Annotated in this window: 17 protein-coding genes; 7 read left to right on the forward strand and 10 right to left on the reverse strand. The window is 53.1% G+C overall.

The features are described 5' to 3' along the window. Positions 1–109: 109 nt before the first annotated feature. A complete protein-coding gene (locus NEA10_RS03655) occupies positions 110–4,360 on the reverse strand; it encodes a response regulator (protein WP_252663863.1) in 4,251 nt (1,416 codons plus the stop codon). A gap of 193 nt (positions 4,361–4,553) precedes the next feature. On the opposite strand from NEA10_RS03655, the gene NEA10_RS03660 reads away from it, so the two are divergent. The 3 genes from NEA10_RS03660 (at position 4,554) to psb34 (ending at position 7,053) form a co-directional block, all read left to right on the forward strand. Next, entirely contained in the window at positions 4,554–5,663 is a 1,110-nt protein-coding gene (locus NEA10_RS03660; protein ID WP_252663864.1) for a VWA domain-containing protein, read from the forward strand. Positions 5,664–5,718: 55 nt separating this feature from the next. Next, entirely contained in the window at positions 5,719–6,810 is a 1,092-nt protein-coding gene (locus tag NEA10_RS03665) for a sensor histidine kinase (protein ID WP_252663865.1), read from the forward strand. Positions 6,811–6,873: 63 nt separating this feature from the next. Beyond that, positions 6,874–7,053 (forward strand): photosystem II assembly protein Psb34, encoded by a 180-nt coding sequence (gene psb34 / locus NEA10_RS03670; protein ID WP_252663866.1) that lies wholly within the window; start codon positions 6,874–6,876, stop codon positions 7,051–7,053. Here psb34 and NEA10_RS03675 read toward each other — a convergent pair. The 4 genes from NEA10_RS03675 to NEA10_RS03690 form a co-directional block, all read right to left on the reverse strand. Beyond that, positions 7,039–9,036, reverse strand: a complete 1,998-nt coding sequence (locus tag NEA10_RS03675; protein WP_252663867.1) for an amylo-alpha-1,6-glucosidase — start codon at positions 9,034–9,036, stop codon at positions 7,039–7,041. The two genes, psb34 and NEA10_RS03675, sit on opposite strands and share 15 nt — an antisense overlap. 70 nt (positions 9,037–9,106) lie before the next feature. Beyond that, positions 9,107–11,302: a polyphosphate kinase 1 gene (ppk1, locus tag NEA10_RS03680; RefSeq protein WP_252663868.1), complete on the reverse strand. Its 2,196-nt coding sequence runs from the start codon at positions 11,300–11,302 to the stop codon at positions 9,107–9,109. A gap of 74 nt (positions 11,303–11,376) precedes the next feature. Beyond that, a complete protein-coding gene (locus tag NEA10_RS03685; RefSeq protein WP_252663869.1) occupies positions 11,377–11,595 on the reverse strand; it encodes a hypothetical protein in 219 nt (72 codons plus the stop codon). Between the two features lie 139 nt (positions 11,596–11,734). Then, on the reverse strand, positions 11,735–12,328 hold the full coding sequence (locus tag NEA10_RS03690; RefSeq protein ID WP_252663870.1) for a superoxide dismutase: 594 nt from the start codon (positions 12,326–12,328) through the stop codon (positions 11,735–11,737). A 359-nt stretch (positions 12,329–12,687) separates the two neighbouring features. On the opposite strand from NEA10_RS03690, the gene NEA10_RS03695 reads away from it, so the two are divergent. Beyond that, complete coding sequence (locus NEA10_RS03695; protein ID WP_252663871.1) at positions 12,688–13,008, forward strand: DUF3593 domain-containing protein; 321 nt, start codon at positions 12,688–12,690, stop codon at positions 13,006–13,008. Between the two features lie 20 nt (positions 13,009–13,028). Continuing rightward, on the forward strand, positions 13,029–13,928 hold the full coding sequence (locus NEA10_RS03700; protein WP_252663872.1) for an ROK family protein: 900 nt from the start codon (positions 13,029–13,031) through the stop codon (positions 13,926–13,928). Here NEA10_RS03700 and NEA10_RS03705 read toward each other — a convergent pair. The 4 genes from NEA10_RS03705 to NEA10_RS03720 all read right to left on the reverse strand — a co-directional run bounded on the left by NEA10_RS03705 (position 13,925) and on the right by NEA10_RS03720 (position 17,491). After that, the gene (locus NEA10_RS03705) at positions 13,925–14,653 is read right to left on the reverse strand and encodes an SDR family oxidoreductase (RefSeq protein WP_252663873.1); all 729 of its coding nucleotides are present in this window, start codon (positions 14,651–14,653) and stop codon (positions 13,925–13,927) included. The two genes, NEA10_RS03700 and NEA10_RS03705, sit on opposite strands and share 4 nt — an antisense overlap. A 45-nt stretch (positions 14,654–14,698) precedes the next feature. Further along, a complete protein-coding gene (locus NEA10_RS03710; RefSeq protein ID WP_252663874.1) occupies positions 14,699–15,304 on the reverse strand; it encodes a hypothetical protein in 606 nt (201 codons plus the stop codon). 156 nt (positions 15,305–15,460) lie between these two features. Then, positions 15,461–16,177, reverse strand: a complete 717-nt coding sequence (locus NEA10_RS03715; protein WP_252663875.1) for a circadian clock KaiB family protein — start codon at positions 16,175–16,177, stop codon at positions 15,461–15,463. 6 nt (positions 16,178–16,183) lie between these two features. Beyond that, positions 16,184–17,491, reverse strand: a complete 1,308-nt coding sequence (locus tag NEA10_RS03720) for a type IV pilus twitching motility protein PilT (protein WP_252663876.1) — start codon at positions 17,489–17,491, stop codon at positions 16,184–16,186. A 278-nt stretch (positions 17,492–17,769) separates the two neighbouring features. Between NEA10_RS03720 and wecB the strand changes: the two genes are divergently transcribed. After that, positions 17,770–18,897: a non-hydrolyzing UDP-N-acetylglucosamine 2-epimerase gene (gene wecB / locus NEA10_RS03725; RefSeq protein WP_252663877.1), complete on the forward strand. Its 1,128-nt coding sequence runs from the start codon at positions 17,770–17,772 to the stop codon at positions 18,895–18,897. A 19-nt stretch (positions 18,898–18,916) separates the two neighbouring features. Next, positions 18,917–19,930, forward strand: a complete 1,014-nt coding sequence (locus NEA10_RS03730; RefSeq protein ID WP_252663878.1) for a potassium channel family protein — start codon at positions 18,917–18,919, stop codon at positions 19,928–19,930. Here the strand turns inward: NEA10_RS03730 and NEA10_RS03735 are convergent. Continuing rightward, positions 19,927–20,739, reverse strand: coding sequence for a carbon-nitrogen hydrolase family protein (locus NEA10_RS03735; protein WP_252663879.1), 813 nt, complete (start codon positions 20,737–20,739; stop codon positions 19,927–19,929). The two genes, NEA10_RS03730 and NEA10_RS03735, sit on opposite strands and share 4 nt — an antisense overlap. Between the last annotated feature and the right edge of the window lie 22 nt (positions 20,740–20,761).

The raw sequence follows: 20,761 nt of genomic DNA on the forward strand, positions 1-20,761 counted from the left end.
AAACAGGTGTTATATTGCCTATTGCCTATTGCCTATTGCCTCTTCCTCCCTCCTCTTGCGACCTGTCCTTTGTGCCTCTGTGGTAACCCTATTGCCTATTGCCATCCACTCAATTGTTGATAGTCAGCTCTTGTTCCTGGCTATCTGGGGAGGGTTCCTCGCCTTTGGCAGCTTGGAGAGCATCTACAGTGCGATCGTACTGTTGGACGAGTCGATCCCATAGCTCATTCACCCCCGTGAAGTCCCCAGCTTTCCCCTTTTCCTCCAGTTCCTGACCTAGATCCGAGAGAGGATTAGCCCCGAGAGCGGCACTGGTAGACTTGAGAGAATGGGCGGACTGCCGCAGTTGCTGGGAGTTTTGTTCTGCGATCGCCGTTTCCACCCCCTCCAATAATTGCGGGGTTTCTTGTAAATACAAGTCGACCAACTCCTCAAGAGCTTCAATGTCTCGTAAATCATCCAAGATTTTCTGATTCAAAACCGGTAGACTGGCTTCAGGGGCTTTCTCTTGTACCTCTCGCCGTTCCGAGGACTCGGGATCCGCCGCAAAGGCTTTCAGAGATACCGTCCCCGTCACCGGACAACGGGATAAGGCCTGAATCAACTCATTGATGCGAATGGGTTTACTGATATAGTCATCCATCCCGGCTGCAATACAATCCTCGCGATCGCCCTGCATGGCGTTAGCGGTTACCGCAATTAAATAGGGACGGCGGGGTTTGGCCCATTTCTTACAAATACGACGGGAGGACTCTAACCCGTCCATCACCGGCATTTGCACATCCATCAAGACCACATCATAATGCTGCCGTGTTAGGGCATCGAGCACCTCTAAGCCATTCCCCACCACATCCGCGCGATATCCCATGCGGGCCAAGGTTTGGGTCGCCACCTTTTGGTTCACGGCATTGTCTTCAGCTACTAAAATCTTCAGAGGCAGGCGATCAGCCAGATGTCCATCCAACTTCGGTGTTTTCTCGTATTCTCGCTCTACAGGCTCTCCACTTAAGACCCCCACCAAAATGTCATAGAGTTGAGACTGCTTGATGGGTTTGTTGAGCAGGGCCGCCAGTTGCACCTGGAGCCCTTGTACTTCAGTTCCCATGGAGGTAAGAATAATCAGCGGTACATCCTTCATAACCTCTAGTCCCTGTAGCCGCTGAGCTAGGGTCACACCATCCATTTCCGGCATCTGCATATCCAGTATGGCTAAGTCAAAGGGAGGATGGTCCTGGACAACCTCTAAGGCCGTACGTCCGTCAGCAACGGCGAGGGTCTCCATGCCCCAACTTTGAGTCGCCAAACTCAAAATCTTCCGGTTCGTCGCATTATCATCCACCACCAGGAGCCGTTTATCGCGCAATTCGACGCGGTGGCGTAAGGATTTCACCAGGGGAACTTGGGGCGCTTGGGGGGCAATTAGAGTAAAGTAGAACACTGAGCCGGGGTCTTCCGAACCCGTCGTCAGTTCAAAGTCACTGGGACAGTCTCCAGTGGTATGACCCATACTTTCAACCCACATCACCCCCCCCATCATTTCAGCCAGACGTTTACTAATGGCTAACCCTAAGCCAGTTCCTCCATATTGACGGGTGGTGGAGGAGTCAACTTGAGAGAAGGAGCGAAATAAGCGGTGCATTCGATCGCTCTGGATGCCAATCCCCGTGTCGCGGACGGCAAATTGAATACGATAGTAGGGGAAGTCCAGAGACTCGCGAATCTCTGTTTCAGGGGCCGGGGAGGTGCAGGTGTCATTGCACTCCAGAGAGCATTCCACAGACTCAGCCGTCATTGAGATGACCACTTCTCCCTCGTCGGTGAATTTAACGGCATTACTGAGCAGGTTGACTAAAATTTGCCGCACCCGTGTCACATCTCCACAAATATGCTGGGGGGTGTCGTTGCTCATGAGATAGGCCAGTTCCAGTCCCTTACCGGTGGCTTTCGAGGCCAGTAGGTCTAGGGATTGTTCAACACAGGCCCGTAAATCAAAGGGATGTTGTTCGAGTTCTAGTTTGCCGGACTCGATTTTGGAGAAGTCGAGAATGTCGTTAATAATCGTCAGCAGGGTGTCGCCACTGCTGCGGATGGTCTCGACAAAATCTCGCTGTTCTAGAGATAGTTCCGTGTCTAGGAGTAACCCGGTCATGCCGATGACAGCATTCATGGGGGTGCGAATTTCATGGCTCATGGTGGCTAGAAATTCACTTTTAGCCTGGGTGGCGGCGAGGGCGCGATCGCGGGTTTCGGCTAAGTCGGCGGCGGTTTCTTGTCGTTCAATTTCACCACCAATCCATTGGGCCATCAGTTTGAGGATTTCGCGATCTACGGGTTTAAAGGGATCATGGAGAGGAGTGCGGCTGGAAAAGCTGAGGGTTCCATAGACTTCCCCGGCCACAATGACGGGGGTGCCGATATAGGCTTGAATGCGGAAGGGCCCATATTTGGGCGGCACATGGGTGCCATACATCAAGAGAAATTCAAAATACAGAGGATCGTTAGCTTCCACAGTCCGGAAGCAATAGGTTTCCGCCAGGGGTAAACGCTGTCCTGGAATCAGGGGATGACTCACTGGTCCGGGAGGGGTTTGGGGACATTGAACTTCCAGGACTTCAAAGTTTTCGTCCTGAATCCGGGAAAGGATGGCAATTTCCATGCCAAATCGCTGCCGTCCCAGTTCCAGCAGGCCCTGTAACCGTTCGCGAAAGTTCAAGTGACGAGAGGAGGTGACTTTATAGATGGCCCGGATTGAGGCTTCACTTTCTCGTAGATCTTCTTCGGCCAGTTTCCGTTCGGTGATGTCTCGCGAGACGCTGATGATTTCTCGGATGGGGGAGTCTGAGGTCCGATTGAGGCCCTTCTTATCTTGACCAAAAGCCCGACTGGTCGTTTCAAACCAGATGTAATGGCCATTTTTATGGCGAATCCGGTAACTGAGGGTTAGGGAACCATTTGTGGTGAGGACTTCGGCGGTGGAGTAGTTGAAGGTATCGCGATCGAGGGGATGGATGAGATCTCGGGCATAGCGATTGATGAGTTCCTCGGGTTTGTAGCCCAGGAGAACTTCGGCGGCGGGAGAGGCGTAGAGAAATTGACCGTCGGTATTTTGTCGGGCAATTAGGTCGGTGGAGTTCTCGGCCATGAGCCGATACCGTTGTTCGGTTTCTTGCCGTTCTGATTGCGATCGCCCCAGAGCGTCGAGCATCTCGTTGATGGTGTCCGCTAGACTGGAAAGTTCGTCTTCTCCGACGCTGGGGAGGCGTTGCTGGGGATCTGCCGTCTGTTTGAGTTGATTCATACTCTCACTCAGCTGAGAGAGGGGCGACAACACAAGTTTTTCGATCAGCAATAGGGTTAGGCCACTGAAGATTAGGCCGACGCTAAGCAGGGCCAGGGAGAAGTAGCGAATGCTAATCTGACCTTGTTGGTAGATGGCCCGAGGGGCGTTGACTCGCAGCAAACGGATGGGAGCGTCCTGGAGATCTCGCAGCAGGGTATAGCCAGCAATGCGTTCTCCCGGGGGCAGGGGTAGGTAGGGCCAACGAAATCTGGGTTGGCGTTGCCCGCTGTTTTCGTTAAAGGTATCTAAGGCTAGCTGGACATCAAACTCGCTGGCAGATTTCTGAAGGCTGGAGGGAATCTCAAACAGGGGAGATTGAGGTTGAGAGGGGTTGAGCAACTCCTGCCAGGCCTGTTGCACATCGGCTGGCAAGGGGCTATTGGGACGAGGGTAGAGATCGAGGGACAGTTGGGTTTGTTGGGCAAGACGGGCGATCGCCCCCTGGTCAAAATGACGGCCGACAATCAGTGTTCCCCGCAAGGGCCCGGTCACTTGACTGGTGACAATGGGACGGGCCGCGACGGCAAAGGGTTCGCCCTGGAGTTCTATAAGACCTTGAATGCCATCATCAACCGTATCGCTGATGAGCAGGGAATGCTCCGGCTGATTAGGGTCTAGAAATGGCTCTAGTCCCTCGGGTAAGGGAATACTCCGGCTATGAGTCCGGTCATAGGCTTTCTGGAAGCGAATCTGGCCCTGAGTGTCGACAAAGACCATGAAGTTGAGGTTTAGGTAGGAAAATGTCGAGTCAATCAGGTTGGAGCGTACATAGTCACGGTTACCGGTTTTGATAAACTCATAGGTGTCGTCCCACTCGGCATAGTCTCGGGCAATTGTGTTTAGACTCGATAGCTCATTGTCGACGGCATGTAGGGCATGGGTAATGTCCTGGTAAACGTACTGTTGCTCTAGATGCGTGAAATCTCTCAGTAAGATTAACGAGGATATGGCGTAAATCGTGATGTTCAACGCCACCAACGCCGCACCGACGATGAGTAAGGTTTTCGTTCGTAGTTTCATGCCGGAGTGGAAGAAAATAATCAACCGATGTTTCCAGGGGAATTGCTCAATAGAGGCAAGTTATCATCTCTAAGTTGCCTGGCGTTACGCTGTCAAATGGGTCTGCCGTTTTGGCTGGTTTAGAGGTTACAGCGAGTTCCTGACAAATTTTGATTTGTTTCGAGGATTTTCATTAAGCGACTGGACGTTGACCATGACTGATAATCGTAACCTTCCTTCTAATGTACAAGCTTCTCGCCGTTGGCGATTGATTTTGGGGACGGATGCCAGGGGGACTAACCTCTCTCAGGATGGGGTGGATGAGCGGCGGGAGCGATCGCTCGCGGCTCTGTATCAGCCATCCCACTCGGGGGGATTGGCACATTCGAGGTTGACGGTGGTTCGCTGGTTGGATGAGATTCGGGGTCATTTCCCTGAGTCGGCGGTTCGGGTGATGCAACAAGATGCGATTGAACGTTTAAATTTGCGATCGCTCCTACTTGAACCGGATGTGAGCGATCGCCTGGACTGGGACCCAATGTTGGCGGCTGAGGTGTTAACGTTGATGTCTACGTTACCGGACTCCCAGACCGAGCGGATTCGTGAGATTGTCCGTCCGGTGGTCGAGGCATTAGAACGGCAGTTACGGCCGGCTACCCAGCAAGCTCTAGGGGGCCGTCTTCGCCAGCGATCGCCCCGACGCTCTCCCCGCTATCGAGACATTGATTGGCAGCGCACCCTATCTGCCAATCTCAAACACTATCAACCCCACTATGACACGATCATTCCCGAAAAACTGATTCATCGAGGAATGCCTCCGCGCCTTTTGTCTGATGTGGTCCTATGTCTAGATCAAAGTGCCTCCATGGCGACTTCAGTGGTCTATGCTAGCGTTTTTGCCTCAGTATTGGCGTCTGTATCTTCACTGAATCTACGGCTGTTAGCCTTTGATACGGCGGTTGTCGATCTAACGTCCCGTTTGCATGATCCGCTGGATCTGTTACTGGGAATGCAGCTCGGGGGGGGAACTGATATTTCCCAAGCCTTACGCTACAGTTTACAAGGGATTCAACGCCCCCATGAGACCCTGGTGATTCTTCTGAGCGATTTATATGATGGGGGCGATCGGCAACAACTCTGGCAAGCTTTCGCACAATTGCTAGCATCGGGGGTACGGGTTGTTAGTCTTTTAGCTCTCGATGAGACCGGGGTTCCTCGCTATGATGTGGCAACGGCTGAGCGTTTAGCTCACTTGGGCATTGCCAGTTTTGCCTGTCACCCAGAGGAGTTTCCATCTTTGATAAGTGAGTATTTGCTTAGGTAAAGTTAGGCGTATCATAGATGCTGTTGATTTCTCAAATTTAGATTTAGTTTATGCCATGAAAGTCGATGTTAAAATCCGCTTATTTTTATCTCATCTTTTAGTGATGCTTGTTGGGTTGGGGAGCTTTATTTTAATCAGCAAAATTTATTCGCCTCGACAATTTGTGATTCAATTAGAACAAATGGAAAGCACGGAGTTTTTTAGTGTTCGCTCCGTCAAAACTTATATTGTTAAGGGCTTTGAGATCACCTGGAATCGCAGTACGTTTTGGTCTGTAATTAGTGGAGCTTCAGCAGCCGTTATCCTGAGTTACTGGCTTTCCCGAAGGATTACTCTACCCCTGAGGCGGATGCGACAGATTACACAACGGTTTGCGGCGGGTGATTTTGATGAGCGGATGCCGATGAGTGAAATTCCTGAGTTCTACCAACTGAGTCTTAGTTTTAATCGCATGGCCGATAGCATTCGTGAGATTGAACATCGCCGCCGAGAACTGATTAGTGATATGACTCATGAGTTGCGAACCCCTCTAACCGTCATGCGGGGATATTTGGAGGAACTCGCCGATGGTCGTCTTGACCCAACGCCGGAAACCTATGATAAGTTAGCCCGAGAAACTCGTCGCTTAGAACGCTTGGTGAATGACTTACAGGAGTTATCTAAGGCGGAGGCTGGCTATTTAACCATTGACCCCAAACCGTTGTGTTTATGCAGTCTTCTAGAGGGCTTAATTACTCGCTTGTCTGAGCAGCTGATTGATGAATTAACCCTGTCTCTGGACTGTCCGGCGGATTTACCCCGGGTGTTTGGGGATTACGATCGCATTGAACAAGTCTTGATGAATCTGTTGGGAAATGCGGTGCGCTATTCAGATTCGGGTACGATCGCCGTTAAGGCTTGGTGTGATGACCCCTATATCTGGACGGCGGTGAGTGATACGGGGATCGGCATTGCCCCAGAGGATTTGCCCTATGTGTTTGATCGCTTTTGGCGGGCAGAGCGATCGCGATCGCGACATTCAGGGGGAACGGGGATTGGTTTGGCCATCACCCGGCGACTGGTGGAATTACATGGGGGAACCATTAGGGTCGACAGTCAACTGGGCCAGGGAAGCACATTTTACTTTTCCTTGCCAATGCTGCCTTAAGGTTTGTCCTTGATGGCGCTATAGTAGTGTTAAACAAACTTACCTTTTAGGATAAACCTATTCATGCCTTACGTTGATGAAGAGGGGGGTCGCCTCAATAACTACGCCATCGAACCCAAGATGTATGAGGCGAAACCTCCCACCAAGGAAGAGAAGCGCAATTATGCCATTCTGGGGGCCTTGGCTGCCCTATTTGTGGGGGGCATTATCGCTGTAGCGTATGCCGTTTCAACGGTCAGCTAGGGATGTGGCCTTGGATTGGGCGATCGCCCGCCAGGCCCATAAGACGGAGGCGACTGCTGCCCCGTGAGCGATACAGCCTCGGGGTGGCAGAGGATCATCTCCATCAAAAATTTCGCTAATCTGTCCTAGTCCGGCTGTCTGTAAATGATCGGCGATGGGGCTGAGAAAACTCAACGCCGCACTGGCATCACCATAGAGGCGGTAGTGGGCTAGGCTGTAGATTCCCAGCCACCAGGCCCAGGTGGTGCCTTGATGATAAGCGCGATCGCGCTGAGGGAGGTTGCCTCCATAGTGGCCCAGATAATTCACATCATCGGGACAGAGCGATCGCAACCCATAGGACGTTAGCAGGGAGCGACTACAGATATCCAGCAGAGTCCGGCAACGGTCTGAGGATAAAAGTGGCCCGGGAAGATAGGCCGCTAAGAGTTGATTGGGGCGTAATGTCATATCATCCCCATTGGGGCCATCCAAGACATCGTAACAATAGCCAAGACTGGGGTTCCAAAACCGCTGAAATCCGGCTTGAATTTGTCGTCCAAGGGCATGATAGGGTTTTGAGCGTTGGCCAAGCTGCTCGGCAAACTGAGTCATGGTCAGGATAGCGTTATACCACAGAGCATTGACCTCCACGGCTTTTCCCTGACGTGGGGTAATGGGAGTTTCTCCCACTTTGGCATCCATCCAGGTCAGCTGGGCCTGGGATTCCAAGAGACCATCCTGGCGGTCTAGATGAATCCCAGGACTCACACCACGACTATAGGCCTCAACCACATCCACTAATGTGGGATAAATCTGTTCGAGAAAAGGGCGATCGCCGGTGACCTTAACATATAACCGGACGGCTTCGATGTACCACAAGCTGGCATCAACAGTGTTATAGGCGGGGAGGCCTCCGTCATCGGGGAAAACATTGGGCAGAACGCCATCTTGGAAATAGGAGGCCGCTGAGGTTAACACCGAGCGCATTACCTCGGGGCGGCCCGTTGCTAAGGTCAACCCCGGCAGGCTCATCATGGTATAGCGCCCCCAGTCTCCAAACCAAGGATAACCGGTTAACAGGGTAGTTTCCGGCTGTTCTGGATTGATATATAAGGGGTGGCGAGTGACCACAAAACTATCCGCCGCCAAGACCAGCTGTTGAATCCAATTGGGAGCCGCCGTCTCAGAACTCCCTTGCCAAGTTGCGACCAGCTCTTGCTCCCGGGCCTGATGACGCCGCCAGGCTGCGGCGGCGTTCAAGGTTGGTAGAGCCTCCGTGGTGACGGCCACCGTGAATGAGTCTGAGTCTCCGGGGTCTAAGGTCGCCTTGAGGGTGGCTCCATGTAGGTGATCTTCATAGTCGCCACTGCCGCGATCGCGTTCTCGGGCCAAATCAAAGCCCGCGTACCAGTTGTAGCGTGGCGTTACTAGGCCGCGATCGCCCAAAATATAGCAAGGCACTCCCCCCTCACAGGACAACTTGACTCCCTGAGGACAGGGGTCAATGTCCCAATTTTCTCCGGTAATGCCCCCATGATGACTGCGATCGTTCACCAGGGCCTTAATGGACAACTCCAGCGATCGCCCTCCCCGCAACAGACGATAACGGACATAAGTGGTGTTGTGGCCCCATTCCATCCAAAGGGATTTTTCCAGACGGGCCTCCCCACAGGCATAAATCCAAACCGGAGTTCGGCCCACCAAGCGAAACTGCTCTAGATAATAATAGCCACGAGGGGCCACCGTCCCATCGGCCCAGCGATTGGTATAGAGAGGATAGGACTTGCCCCCCAACTGAATCGTCTCATCCAGTTTCACCACTCGCAGCCGCCGGCAACAGGGCGGTTCCATGGCGGCGACCAAAACCCCATGATACTGCCGGGTTAGCAGTCCTGCTACCGTCCCGCAACCATAGCCCCCAATCCCATTAGTGACTAGCCATTCCCGCTGTTGCGCCTGTTCTAGGTCGCCACAAATCTCTCGCCCAAATTGAATCGTCATCTGACTGGGGCGGGATTGGCGAATCTGTACCGGATGGCTGTCCTCGCTCGCCGCCGTTGATTGTTCATGTTTAATTGTCTCTTGCCATCTGCATCAGAATTTCATGAGAGCCTTGAGCCACCCCATCCTCACTAGGACGACGTTGACGATAAGAGCCATCGGGCTGTAACTCCCAAGCCTGACGATTATCCGAGAGCATAATTCCCAGGATTTCTTGCAAGTCCTTGGCGATGACCGAGTCCTCCACCGGAACCACCGCCTCAACGCGGCGATTTAAGTTTCGGGGCATCCAGTCCGCACTGCCAATAAACACCCGTTCCTGTCCCTCATTATAGAAGTAAAAGATACGCGAATGCTCTAAAAAGCGCCCAATCACGCTAATGACGCGGATATTCTCGCTCAAGCCCTCAATCCCTGGACGCAAACAACAAATCCCTCGCACGATGAGGTCAATTTGCACCCCCACCTGAGAGGCCTCATAAAGAGTTGCAATCAAACTGGGGTCGACGAGGGCGTTCATTTTAGCCACGATGCGCCCCGTCCCGCCCTGCTTAGCATGATTAATCTCCTGGCGAATCAGGGCTTCCATGCGATCGCGCATATTCACCGGTGCCACCAAAAGCTTACGATAGGACCGCTGACGAGAGTAGCCGGTGAGGTGGTTAAACAAATCCGTCAAGTCCGCACCAATAGCGTCATTGCAGGTCAGAAGACCCAAATCTGTATAGAGCTTAGCGGTTTTGGGGTTGTAATTTCCGGTGCCAATATGAACGTAACGACGGATATGCTGTCGCTCCTGTCGGACTACCATAGAAATTTTCGTGTGAGTTTTGAGTCCCACCAGTCCATAGACGACATGAACCCCGGCCTGTTCTAATTTTCTGGCCCAGAGGATATTATTTTCTTCATCAAATCGCGCTTTGAGTTCCACTAAAACAGCCACCTGTTTACCATTCTCCGCCGCATCAATTAGGGAATGAATAATCGGTGAATCCCCGGAGGTCCGATAGAGGGTCATTTTGATGGCTAACACATCGGGGTCATGGGCGGCGGTGGTAATAAAATGTTGCACCGTGGCGGTAAAGGAGTGATAGGGATGATGGAACAGGACATCACCCCGTTCGCGGATTTCCGTAAATAGATCACCATCGGCCTCGGTTCCCGATTGACTCAAGTCAAAATCTAGATCACTAAACCGCTGCAAGCGAGGGGGAATCACGGGAGTCCAAGGAATATCTTTCAAGTCCGGTCTGGGGAGTCCCATAAAGGACATTAAATCCCCTAATCCCAGCAGGCCTTCCACGTCATAGACATCTTCAGGCCCGAGGGACAACTCCCGCATCAACATATCTCGCACTTCCGGGGAGAGGGTTGAGGGAACTTCCATCCGGACCACAGACCCCCCCCAGCGTCGTTTCCGCAGTTCCTGTTCGATGGCCAGCAGTAGGTCGTCGGCTTCGTCTTCTTCAACGGCGATATCTGCATTACGGGTGATGCGGAAGGGGTGATATTCCTGGATATTCATCCCTGGGAACAAGGCTTCTAGGTTATGGGCAATGACTTGTTCGAGGGGTACGCCAATCCAGGTGAGACTCTCCTGGTTCGAGTTACTGTCTGGGTCCTGGGGGAGTTTGATAAAGCGAGGCAAAACTTTGGGCACTTTGACGCGGGCAAAGTGTTCTTGATCGATTTCTGGATCTTTCACCACGACAGCTAGGTTCAGACTCAGATTAGAAATGAAGGGGAAGGGGTGACCTGGGTCGACCGCTAGGGGGGTGAGGACAGGAAAAATTTTCTCCTCGAAGTAGCTTTGTAAATAGGCGCGTTGCTCTTGGTTGAGGTCGATGTAGTCGAGTAGGTGAATCCCCTGGTCTGCCAGGAGGGGCCGGAGAATCGTCTGAAAATGCTGATGTTGTTCCGCGAAAACGGGATGGAGGCGATCGCTGATGTCGTTGAGTTGCTGTTGCGGAGTGCGACCGTCGGGGGTCAGTTTGCGCACTTCGGCTTTGACCTGTTGTTTGAGTCCCGCCACCCGCACCATAAAGAATTCGTCTAAGTTGCTACTGACGATGGCCATGAACTTCAACCGTTCTAACAACGGCGTACGTTCATCGAGGGCTTCATACAAGACCCGATAGTTAAATTCGAGCCAGCTCAATTCCCGGTTAAAGTAATGCTGCGGTTGTTGGAGTGCTTCGGCTTTAACGGGACTGGCTTTCGTGCTTTTGCTCAATGAATCGGAGACGGGTTTCTTTGTCTTGGCCATGTCGAAGGTTGGGGGGAGAGACTACGGGGAACGGAGGATGGGAGGATGGCACCCGAGCGCCGCTTGGGAATAGTTTAACGACCTTGTCGAAATACCTCATCTTCTCGACCCACCCACCAGTCCCCCAGTTGCGCTAACTGGTCTTGGATCTCGGCCAGTTCGGCAATGTACTCGGCTTGAGAGAGACTGGAGCGGCGTTCTTGCAACTTTTTTAGCCGCAACTGCGCCAAGAGCCAGGGTTTATGGATTCCATCCACCGTTTCAATATACTGTGCCAGGTCACGACTATTCATCAGATTACCTTGATAAATTCTATCTCAGTCAGTTTAAGGTCACTTTAACCACTTCCCGAGAAAAAAAACAGCCACGGCAGGCGTGGCTGAGGCGTTTCGGGATTGAAACGAGGATAGTTTAACGCTGACTGATATCGGTCTAGCTCAGTTGACTGGCGACAAAGTCCCAGTTGACGAGGCTGCTGAGGAAGGTGTCGAGATAGTCAGGACGTTTGTTTTGGTAGTCCAGATAGTAGGCGTGCTCCCAGACATCGATGGTCAGCAGAGGCTTGAGTCCATCGGTCATGGGGTTCTCAGCGTTGAGGGTTTTGACCACTTTCAGGCTGTCGCCATCTTGCACTAGCCAAGCCCAACCGCTACCGAACTGACCGCCACCAGCGGCTTTGAGTTCAGCAACCAGTTTGTCAAAGCTGCCAAATTGGGCGTTGATTTTTTCGGCTAAAGCACCGCTGGGTTGACCCCCGCCACCGGGTTTCATGCACTGCCAGTAGAAGCTGTGGTTCCAGACTTGAGCGGCGTTGTTGAAGACTCCAGATTTCTCGGGATTGCCGGCGGTGGCTTTGATGATGTCCTCTAGGGATTTACCAGCCAGATCCGTTCCTTCAATGGCGGCGTTGAGTTTGGTGACATACCCGGCATGGTGTTTGCCATAGTGAAACTCTAGGGTCTGCGCCGAAATATGGGGAGCCAGTGCGTCTTTGGCGTAGGGTAGTTCGGGAAGTGTGAATGCCATTGATGTTTCTCCTCTAATGTCTTCTACTAAGGGGTGCTGCCAATCCTGACAGCCGCTTAGATGGTTTGTTATTTTCTGCCGAGGTTGCCCTCGATGTCCTGCCGGAGCCGGGTTTATGCCAACCACAGGCGGCAATGAAACTTAACACTTATGATCCTATCCCAAAACCTAACACAAATCCAGACTGATTATGAGAAAGCTCAGGAGAAGGGGGTGTGAGGGTGATGCTGGGGGGACTGGCTCGTTTTTTTGAGTTGGGCGATCGTCATCGGACGATCCATGTTAGGTTTCGGGGTAAGAGGGGAGACTCGTCCCTGTCTGTAGCCCGTAATACAGAAGACCTTAGGGGTTGGTGAGATATGACACTCAAGGATATGCTGTTTGCTGTTTCGCTGTTTCCCTATTTGGGGTTTCTCTACTTTCTGACGCGATCGCCCGAAACCCCACGTTTAGCTCTCATTGGCTTCTATCTCTTACTGCTATTCGTTGCCGTGACGATTCCGGCGGGGATTTACGCTCAGGTGGAGTTGGGTGAAAGCCTCGCCAATGTAGACTGGCTCCATGGGAGTGCTGAGTTTTTCTTGACTCTGTCTAATTTAGTGGTTGTCTTGGGATTCCGGGAGGCCCTCAAGCAGAGGATGGAGAGCGCAGATAGCACCGCTCCCACCGATGAATCCTAACTCTTGTTTTCCAGGCTCCTATGCAAGCAACGGTGATTGGCCTCGACCTCGGCGGTACGGCCATTAAATTGGGACAGTTTACCCGTGAGGGGGACTGTTTAGGGCAGTTACAGGTGGCTACGCCGCAGCCAGCCAGTCCTGAGGCGGTGTTGGGGGCGATCGCCAAGGCAGTGGCAGAACTCGACCCCAGAGGAAGCAGTTTAGCTCTGGGACTGGGGACTCCGGGCCCGGCCGATGCCGCTGGACGGGTGGCTCGGGTGGCCATTAACTTAGCCGGCTGGCAGAATGTACCGGTGGCGGATGTTTTGGAACAGCAGACGGGCCGGCCGACGGTGTTAGCCAATGATGCCAATTGTGCGGGATTGGGAGAGGCTTGGCTCGGGGCTGGCCGGGATGTGCAGAATCTGATTCTTCTGACTCTGGGAACGGGAGTGGGAGGAGCGATTATCTTGGATGGCCAGCTCTTTGTGGGCCGTCAGGGGACGGCGGGGGAGTTGGGCTTAATGACCCTCAACCCCGATGGTCCCCCTTGTAATAGCGGCAATCAGGGGTCTTTAGAACAATATGCCTCCGTCCAGGCCATTCGTCGTGAGACGGGGTTAGAGCCTCATGAGTTAGCCGCTAACGCTGAGGCGGGAGATGAGGGGGCGATCGCCTATTGGCAGCAGTATGGACGACGACTCGGGGCTGGGTTAGCCAGTTTAGTCTATGTCTTAACTCCCGAGGCGATACTCCTCGGGGGGGGCATTGCAGCGGCAGCTCCCCTGTTTTTGGAGGCGACTAAGACCGAATTACAACGGCGAGTTCTCCCCAGTTCTCGGGACGGACTCAGTTTGCGCCTAGCGGAATTGGGCAATCGGGCCGGAATGGTGGGAGCGGCCCGATTGGCTTGGCAGTTGTTGGCGAAAACCTCCTCCTAGAAGGCCCCCCCGCTGGGCATGATGGTCATCTCCTCCAACACCGCCCCTTGGGGGAGTTGTACCGCCTGCAAAATCGCTTGAGCGACGGCGTCGGGGGTGAGCATACTGTTGCGATCGAATCCGGCTTTATCCATGGTGTCCGTCTCCCAGATTGGGGTGTTAACGGCTCCTGGACAAATGGCGGTGACGCGAATCCCATGTTCTCGTTCCTCGGCGGCCAAGCTTTGGGAGAAGCCCATCAGGGCAAATTTACTGGCGGAATAGGCGCCCCAGTTAGGGAAGGCCTGTTTTCCGGCGATGGAGGAGACATTGATGATGACGCCGCCACCCTTAGCTCGCATGGTGGGGAGGATGCCACAGGTGGCCTCTAGGACACTGGTGACATTGAGGCGGAACACCCGTTCCCAATCGGCCAGACTGGTATCGCTGAGACTGTTGATATAGCCAATCCCAGCGTTATTGACGAGAATATCGACTTTGCCTAACTTCTGTGCCAGGGTGGCAAAGCGATCGCGCAGCTGTTCAACGTCGAGTAAATCACAGGGAAACACCTCGGCCGTAACGCCCAACTCACGAGCGGCGATGGCGACCTGTTCAAGTTTATCCTGAGAGCGACTGAGTAGAGCTAGATTAATGCCAGCCTCGGCAAAGGCCAGAGCGGTGGCTTTACCAATGCCGCTGCTGGCTCCGGTAATGAGAGCAAGTTGTCCTTGGGTGGAGGTCATGAGAAACCTTAACTTGATTGACTGCCCATTCAGTGTATCGGGAGTTTAGGGTTGTGGAACCTCAACCACCCAGTTGGGCTGTTCCACAAAATTGGGAATTTGCAGACCTTGCTCTTGTTCAGTTTGGCTCACCAGGCAGGTTTTACCGGCTAAGACATCAAAGTTAGAAAAGGCCAGAATCGCCACTTCCTGACGCGCTGGATTTTCCCATTGCCATAGCAGTCCCTCCGACAACATATTATCGGTGGGAACCATCTCCCCGGGGGAACCCAGACGCTGTCGTACTTCAGCTAAGGTCATCCCCATCTCCACTTCAGCGCAGAGTTGATGTTGGTTCTCAGATTCTGAGTTGGAAGGGCGAACTCCAAAGCAGGAGAGTTGGGCCAGCTCCTGATTGCGCAGTACCGCCAGTAAGACCGCTCCACTGTCATCATCAATCCAACGCCAGAGGCTATTGCCGGGGGAACCGGGTTCTTGTTCTGGCTCGATGTTTAATTCGTCTAAAATACGTTCGAGTTCCGCTTCGCTCATGCCAACTTCTAGGCGGCGACAGTCCTCTGGGGTTAGACGGGGCGAGGATTGGGCGACAACGGATTGGGGGATGAGTCCGAAGACTAGGGTTAGGAGGGGAATCCAGGTTTTAGGGGTCATGGTAGGAAGAAGGCAAGAGGCAAGAGGCAAGAGGCAAGAGGGTCACCACAGTGGGGTAGGATGCGTCCCGGCATCAGGAGAGCTTTTGACCTAGGCCTATCGATTCAAATTTGCCGGAACGCATCACTTGGCAAGAGGCAAGAGGCAATGGGGGGATTAGCTATTGATGAGTTTGAAGATGACGTCGAGGTCGTCCATTTCGCCGACAATGCGTCGGATGGGTTGGGGCCAGATGCGGATGAGGGTGGGGGTGGCTGAGACGCGATCAAGTTCTGTTTGTTGGGGGTGTTTGAGAACATCGATGACCTTGAGGGTATAGGGATGACCAAGGGTGCGATCGAGGGTCTCATGGAGGCGGAGTAGGGTCTCTTCTGTGTTGGAGCTGTCGCCACGGATGAAGAGACGGAAGACGTAGCCACTGGTGTTAGCGTCGGAGGGGTCGAGGAGCGTTGCGTCATGGCTATGATGTCCCACTTGCAAGACCAGATCATGATTTTGCCATAGTTCGGGGTACTGTTGACGGTAACTCTCTAGGGCTAGGGGATTACAGAGTTCTGGGGAACTGGGCTTTAATTCCCAGGAGACGGATTCGAGTTCAAATAGCTGATTCAGGAGACCCCGATAGCGCCAGATGGCTAACATGGCTTCGGCAATGGTTTCTAGGCGTTGGCTCTGGGGGTTGAGATAGCGATCGACGGTGGCACTGTAACAGGGCACGAGGAAATGAGGCGGTTCGGGAAGTCCTAAAACCTCCTGAACCGCCACACAGAGTTGGAGATGCCAGCGATCGCGATGATGGGGTTCGATGGCATACACTACATCCCCACCCGGTGTAAAGAGGGCTAGGCCCTTGAATGGCTCGGCAGTCTCCAAGGCGCCCTACACCCGACCCCGTAGGAACTGAGCCATTTCATTGGGGGTGGGTGATTTGTCAAGGGCAATTTCTTCGGTAATTCGACCTTCTTGATAGAGTTCAAAGAGAGCTTTATTCATGGTGGTCATGCCGTCAAATTCGGAGCGCAACATGACGTCGGTGATTTCGTCGAGCTTGCCTTGAATGACATATTCTTTCACCGCATCAGTAGCAATGAGAATATCGTGGAAGGCAGCTCGTTTTCCGTCAGTTGTTTTACATAAACCTTGGGCAACAATGGAGACCAAAGACTCAGCTAAAGCAACTCGGAAGGCGGGCTGTTCCGCTGGGGGGAACATCCCCATGACCCGTTCAATGGTTTTTACAGCACTGTTGGTGTGCAGCGTTCCCATGACTAAGTGACCCGTTGATGCTGCCTTCAGGGCGATATTCATGGTATCTTTATCCCGAATTTCTCCCACGAGAATCAGGTCTGGGTCTTCCCGAAGAGCAGCTTTTAGCGCATTAAAGAATTTGTGGGTATGAGTTCCCACTTCCCGGTGTTTAATCAGGGATTTTTTACTTTTATGAACAAACTCAACGGGGTCTTCAATGGTAATAATGTGGTAGGCTTTATTGCGATTGATATAGTCAATCATCGCTGCCATGGTAGTGGATTTCCCGGAGCCGGTGGGTCCCGTGACTAGAATCAACCCTTTGTGATAGTCCAAGCTGATACTTTTGAAGACTTCGGGGAGCCGGAGTTGTTCAAGGGTAAGAATTTCGGCGCCAATCAGACGAAGTACAATTGCCGGGCCGGCTAGGGTATCAAAGGCGTTAATCCGTACTCGCACAAAGCCTAAGTCGGCAGCACCGTCGAAGTCTAGGTTTTCTTGGAACTGACGAATTTCCTCATCGCTCATCAGTTCCTGCATCCAACTCATGAAGGTATCCAGGTCGGTGACTGGCCATTCCGTAGGTTCAATGTCGCCCCGGGCGCGATAGCGGGGGATTTCACCAACACCTACGTGAACGTCGGAGTAGCCTTCTTTTTCCGCCCGTTCGATGATTTCCCGCATGGTGGGATGGCCGGGGCTGGGTTTAGGACCCCGTCGGGGGGTGGCGGCTTGAGCAGGGGCGGCTTGAGCGGCGGGAGGACGCTGGGCGGGTGCGGCGCGCTGGGCCGGGGGTGGGGGTGCGGCTGGGGGACGTTGGCCTGGGGGTGGGGGTGCGGCCGGAGGACGTTGGCTTTTGGGGGGAGCGGGAGGACGAGGGGGACGACGGCTACCACCAGGAGGGGGTGGGGGAACTGGAGGGCGTTGAGATTGTGTCATAGGTGCTAGAGTCTTCTAGGAATCCGGTGAATTGGGCCTGGGATGAATACGAGTCTGGGTTCAAAGGATGAGAGGATGGAGTTTACGAAAGCACCACCGCTCTGGATCTGGTATAACCGGTTGTCTGGGGGATTCAATTCCTCATATTGTCTCCCCTAGGGGGGGGAACTTGTAAACCGTAAATTCTTCTAACCTTGTTCCTGGCCCAGCCCCAACGTTAGGGGGCTATGATTCTCAATGGTGCTGTTTGCCATACCGTAACTGTGCGATCGCCGCTTATGTCGTCTCCGTCTCTCCGTGTTTGTATTACTCTAGGAACCCGCCCTGAAGCCATTAAGCTGGCTCCGGTGATTCGTTGCTTTCAGGAATCCTCTGAGGTTGAGACTCAGGTGATTTTGACTGGACAACATCGGGAAATGGTGCAGCAGGTGATGGATTTGTTTCAACTATCTGCCCAGCGAGACCTCGATATCATGAGACCCAAACAAACTCTAACGGACATTACTTGTGGGAGTTTGCAGGGGTTGGAATCGGTGTTTCAGGAGTTACGGCCCGATTTAGTCATGGTTCAGGGAGATACAACAACGGCATTTGCGGCAGCTCTGGCTGCATTTTATCAAAAAATCCCGCTGGGTCATGTGGAAGCCGGGTTAAGAACTGATGAGCTGTTTGATCCCTATCCCGAGGAAGCCAACCGCCGCTTAATTTCTCAACTGACGACGTTACATTTTGCGCCGACGACTCGGGCGGTGGCGAATTTACATAAGTCTGGGGTGATTGGTGCGATTCATCATACGGGAAACACGGTGATTGATGCCCTGCTGTCGGTGGCGGCCCAGAAACCTCCCTGTGAGGTTCCGGGATTGGATTGGAGTCAGCGGCGAGTCTTGTTGGCGACGGTGCATCGGCGGGAAAATTGGGGCGATCGCCTCGAATCCATTGCTGAGGGTTTTTTAGGGATTCTCGATCAGGTTCCCGATACGGCCCTGTTGCTTCCGTTACACCGCAATCCGACGGTTCGTGAACCATTACAGCGAATGTTGGCTCAACATGAACGGGTGTTTCTGACGGAACCCTTGGACTATACGGCCCTGGTGGGGGCGATCGCCCGCTGTACGCTTCTCTTAACAGACTCTGGGGGACTTCAGGAGGAGGCCCCAGCCCTGGGAAAACCGGTGTTGGTGCTGCGGGAAACCACAGAACGCCCAGAAGCCATTGAGGCGGGAACGGCGAAGCTGATTGGCACGCAGGGCGATCGCATCGTCTCAGAAGCGGTCACACTCTTAGAAAATCCCCAGGCCTATCAAACCATGGCCAACGCCGTGAACCCCTTTGGTGACGGTCAAGCCTCCCAACGAATTTTACAAATTGTGTCAGAGTATCTTCAGGGGATCTCAATGTCTTAACCCTATTGCGGGATATCTCATGCACCGTGCTTTTAGACAGATGCTCCTGGGAGGCGTTGTCTTTATTTGCACCCTCGCCGTAGCCGTGGTGGGCTATGTCCTCCTTGGCTGGGAGTTAATTGATGCCGTTTATATGGTGATTATCACCATGTTTGGGGTGGGTTACAGCGAAGTCAACCCTCTCGAATCCACCACCGAGAAAGTCTTTACCATTTTTGTGATTATTGCCGGAACGTCATCGGCTGTATATATCGTGGGAGGATTCATCCAAATGATTACGGAAGGGGAAATTCACCGGGCCTTGGAGGCTCAACGAAAAACGAAAGGCATTGAACAATTAGAGCGTCACTCCATTATCTGTGGCTTTGGACGCATGGGACAAATTCTCGCCAAACGCCTCTATGAAGCCCGCAAACCGTTTGTCATTATTGACCGCAATCCGGATTTGCTTGAAACCGCCGAATCCTTGGGTTACCTGGTGCAAGTGGGAGATGCGGCTGACGAAGAGGTCTTACTCTCAGTGGGAATTGAACGGGCTCTATTTCTGGCGGCGGTTTTGCCTGAAGATGCGGTGAATGTATTTGTGACGTTGACGGCCCGGGGGCTAAAACCAAGTCTTAGGATTCTTGCGCGGGGGGAAAAACCCAGCACGGAGAAGAAATTACGGCTAGCAGGGGCGAATCTCGTGGTTCTTCCCGCTGAGATTGGCGCTCTGCAAATGAGTAACTACATCACCCAACCGACGGCTTTTGAGTTTTTTGAGCAGGAAGAGGGGGGCCATACCCTAAACGAGATGCTGGCCCAGATTCACCTACAACTCATCGAAGTCGATATTCGGGGCGATTCCCGCCTCAATGGTCGCTCCATTGGTGAGGTTGAGATCTGGGCCAAAGGCTTGTTTTTGATTGTTGCCCTGCGTCGAGCAAATGGTCAAACGTTCTCCCACCCCCCAGCCTCACAGATGTTACATCGAGGAGACACGATTATGGTGATTGGTCATATGGAAGATATCCTGAAATTCAACTACCGCTAGGCAAAGACGCGATGTTGTAGGGAGGGCATTTGACCTCGAACTTGCTCTAAGCGTTGAGGGTTGATTTCGGCGATGGCAATTCCCACTTTGGTTCCTGCATCGGCGATGACAGTTCCCCAGGGGTCAATAATGACGGCATGGCCGTGGGATTGACGAATGCCATAATGGCGGCCGGTTTGGGCGGGAGCAATGACGTAGGCGGTGTTTTCAATGGCTCGGGCTTGGAGAAGCACCTGCCAATGGTCTTTGCCGGTGTAGGCGGTGAAGGCGGCGGGGATAAAGAGAACATCAGCTCCCTGGCGCGACAGGTGACGGTAGAGTTCGGGGAAACGCACGTCATAACAAACCGATAGCCCCAGTTGCCCTAAATCGGGGGAGGCGTAGACGGGGGGTAGGTCGCTACCGGCGCGAACGGTACTGGATTCTTGGTATGTGTTACCGTCGGGCAAGTTAACATCAAATAAGTGGACCTTGTGGTAGCGGGCCAGTTCCGTACCACTGGGGTCAATGAGCAAGGCGGTATTGTAAGCCTGAGTCTCGCTGACGGGGATGGGAAACCCTCCCCCGAGCATCGTCACTTGATAGCGTTGCGCCATGGTTTTGAGGAACAGTTCGCTCTCTTGAGCAATTTGGGGCGCTTGGGCAATTTTTTCTGCTTCTTCTCCGAGGAAGGAGAAGTTTTCCGGCAATCCTATGAGTTCGGCTCCTCGGCGCACAGCAAGGTCGATTAACTCTTCCGCTTGTGCCAAGTTTTGATGGAGATCTGGCACGCTGGTCATTTGAATTGCCGCAGCAAGGTAGGACTTCATGGATTCTTCTCGAAAGGACGGT

Origin of the sequence: Phormidium yuhuli AB48, assembly GCF_023983615.1 — a bacterium.
Classification (GTDB): Bacteria; Cyanobacteriota; Cyanobacteriia; order Cyanobacteriales; family Geitlerinemataceae; genus Sodalinema; species Sodalinema yuhuli.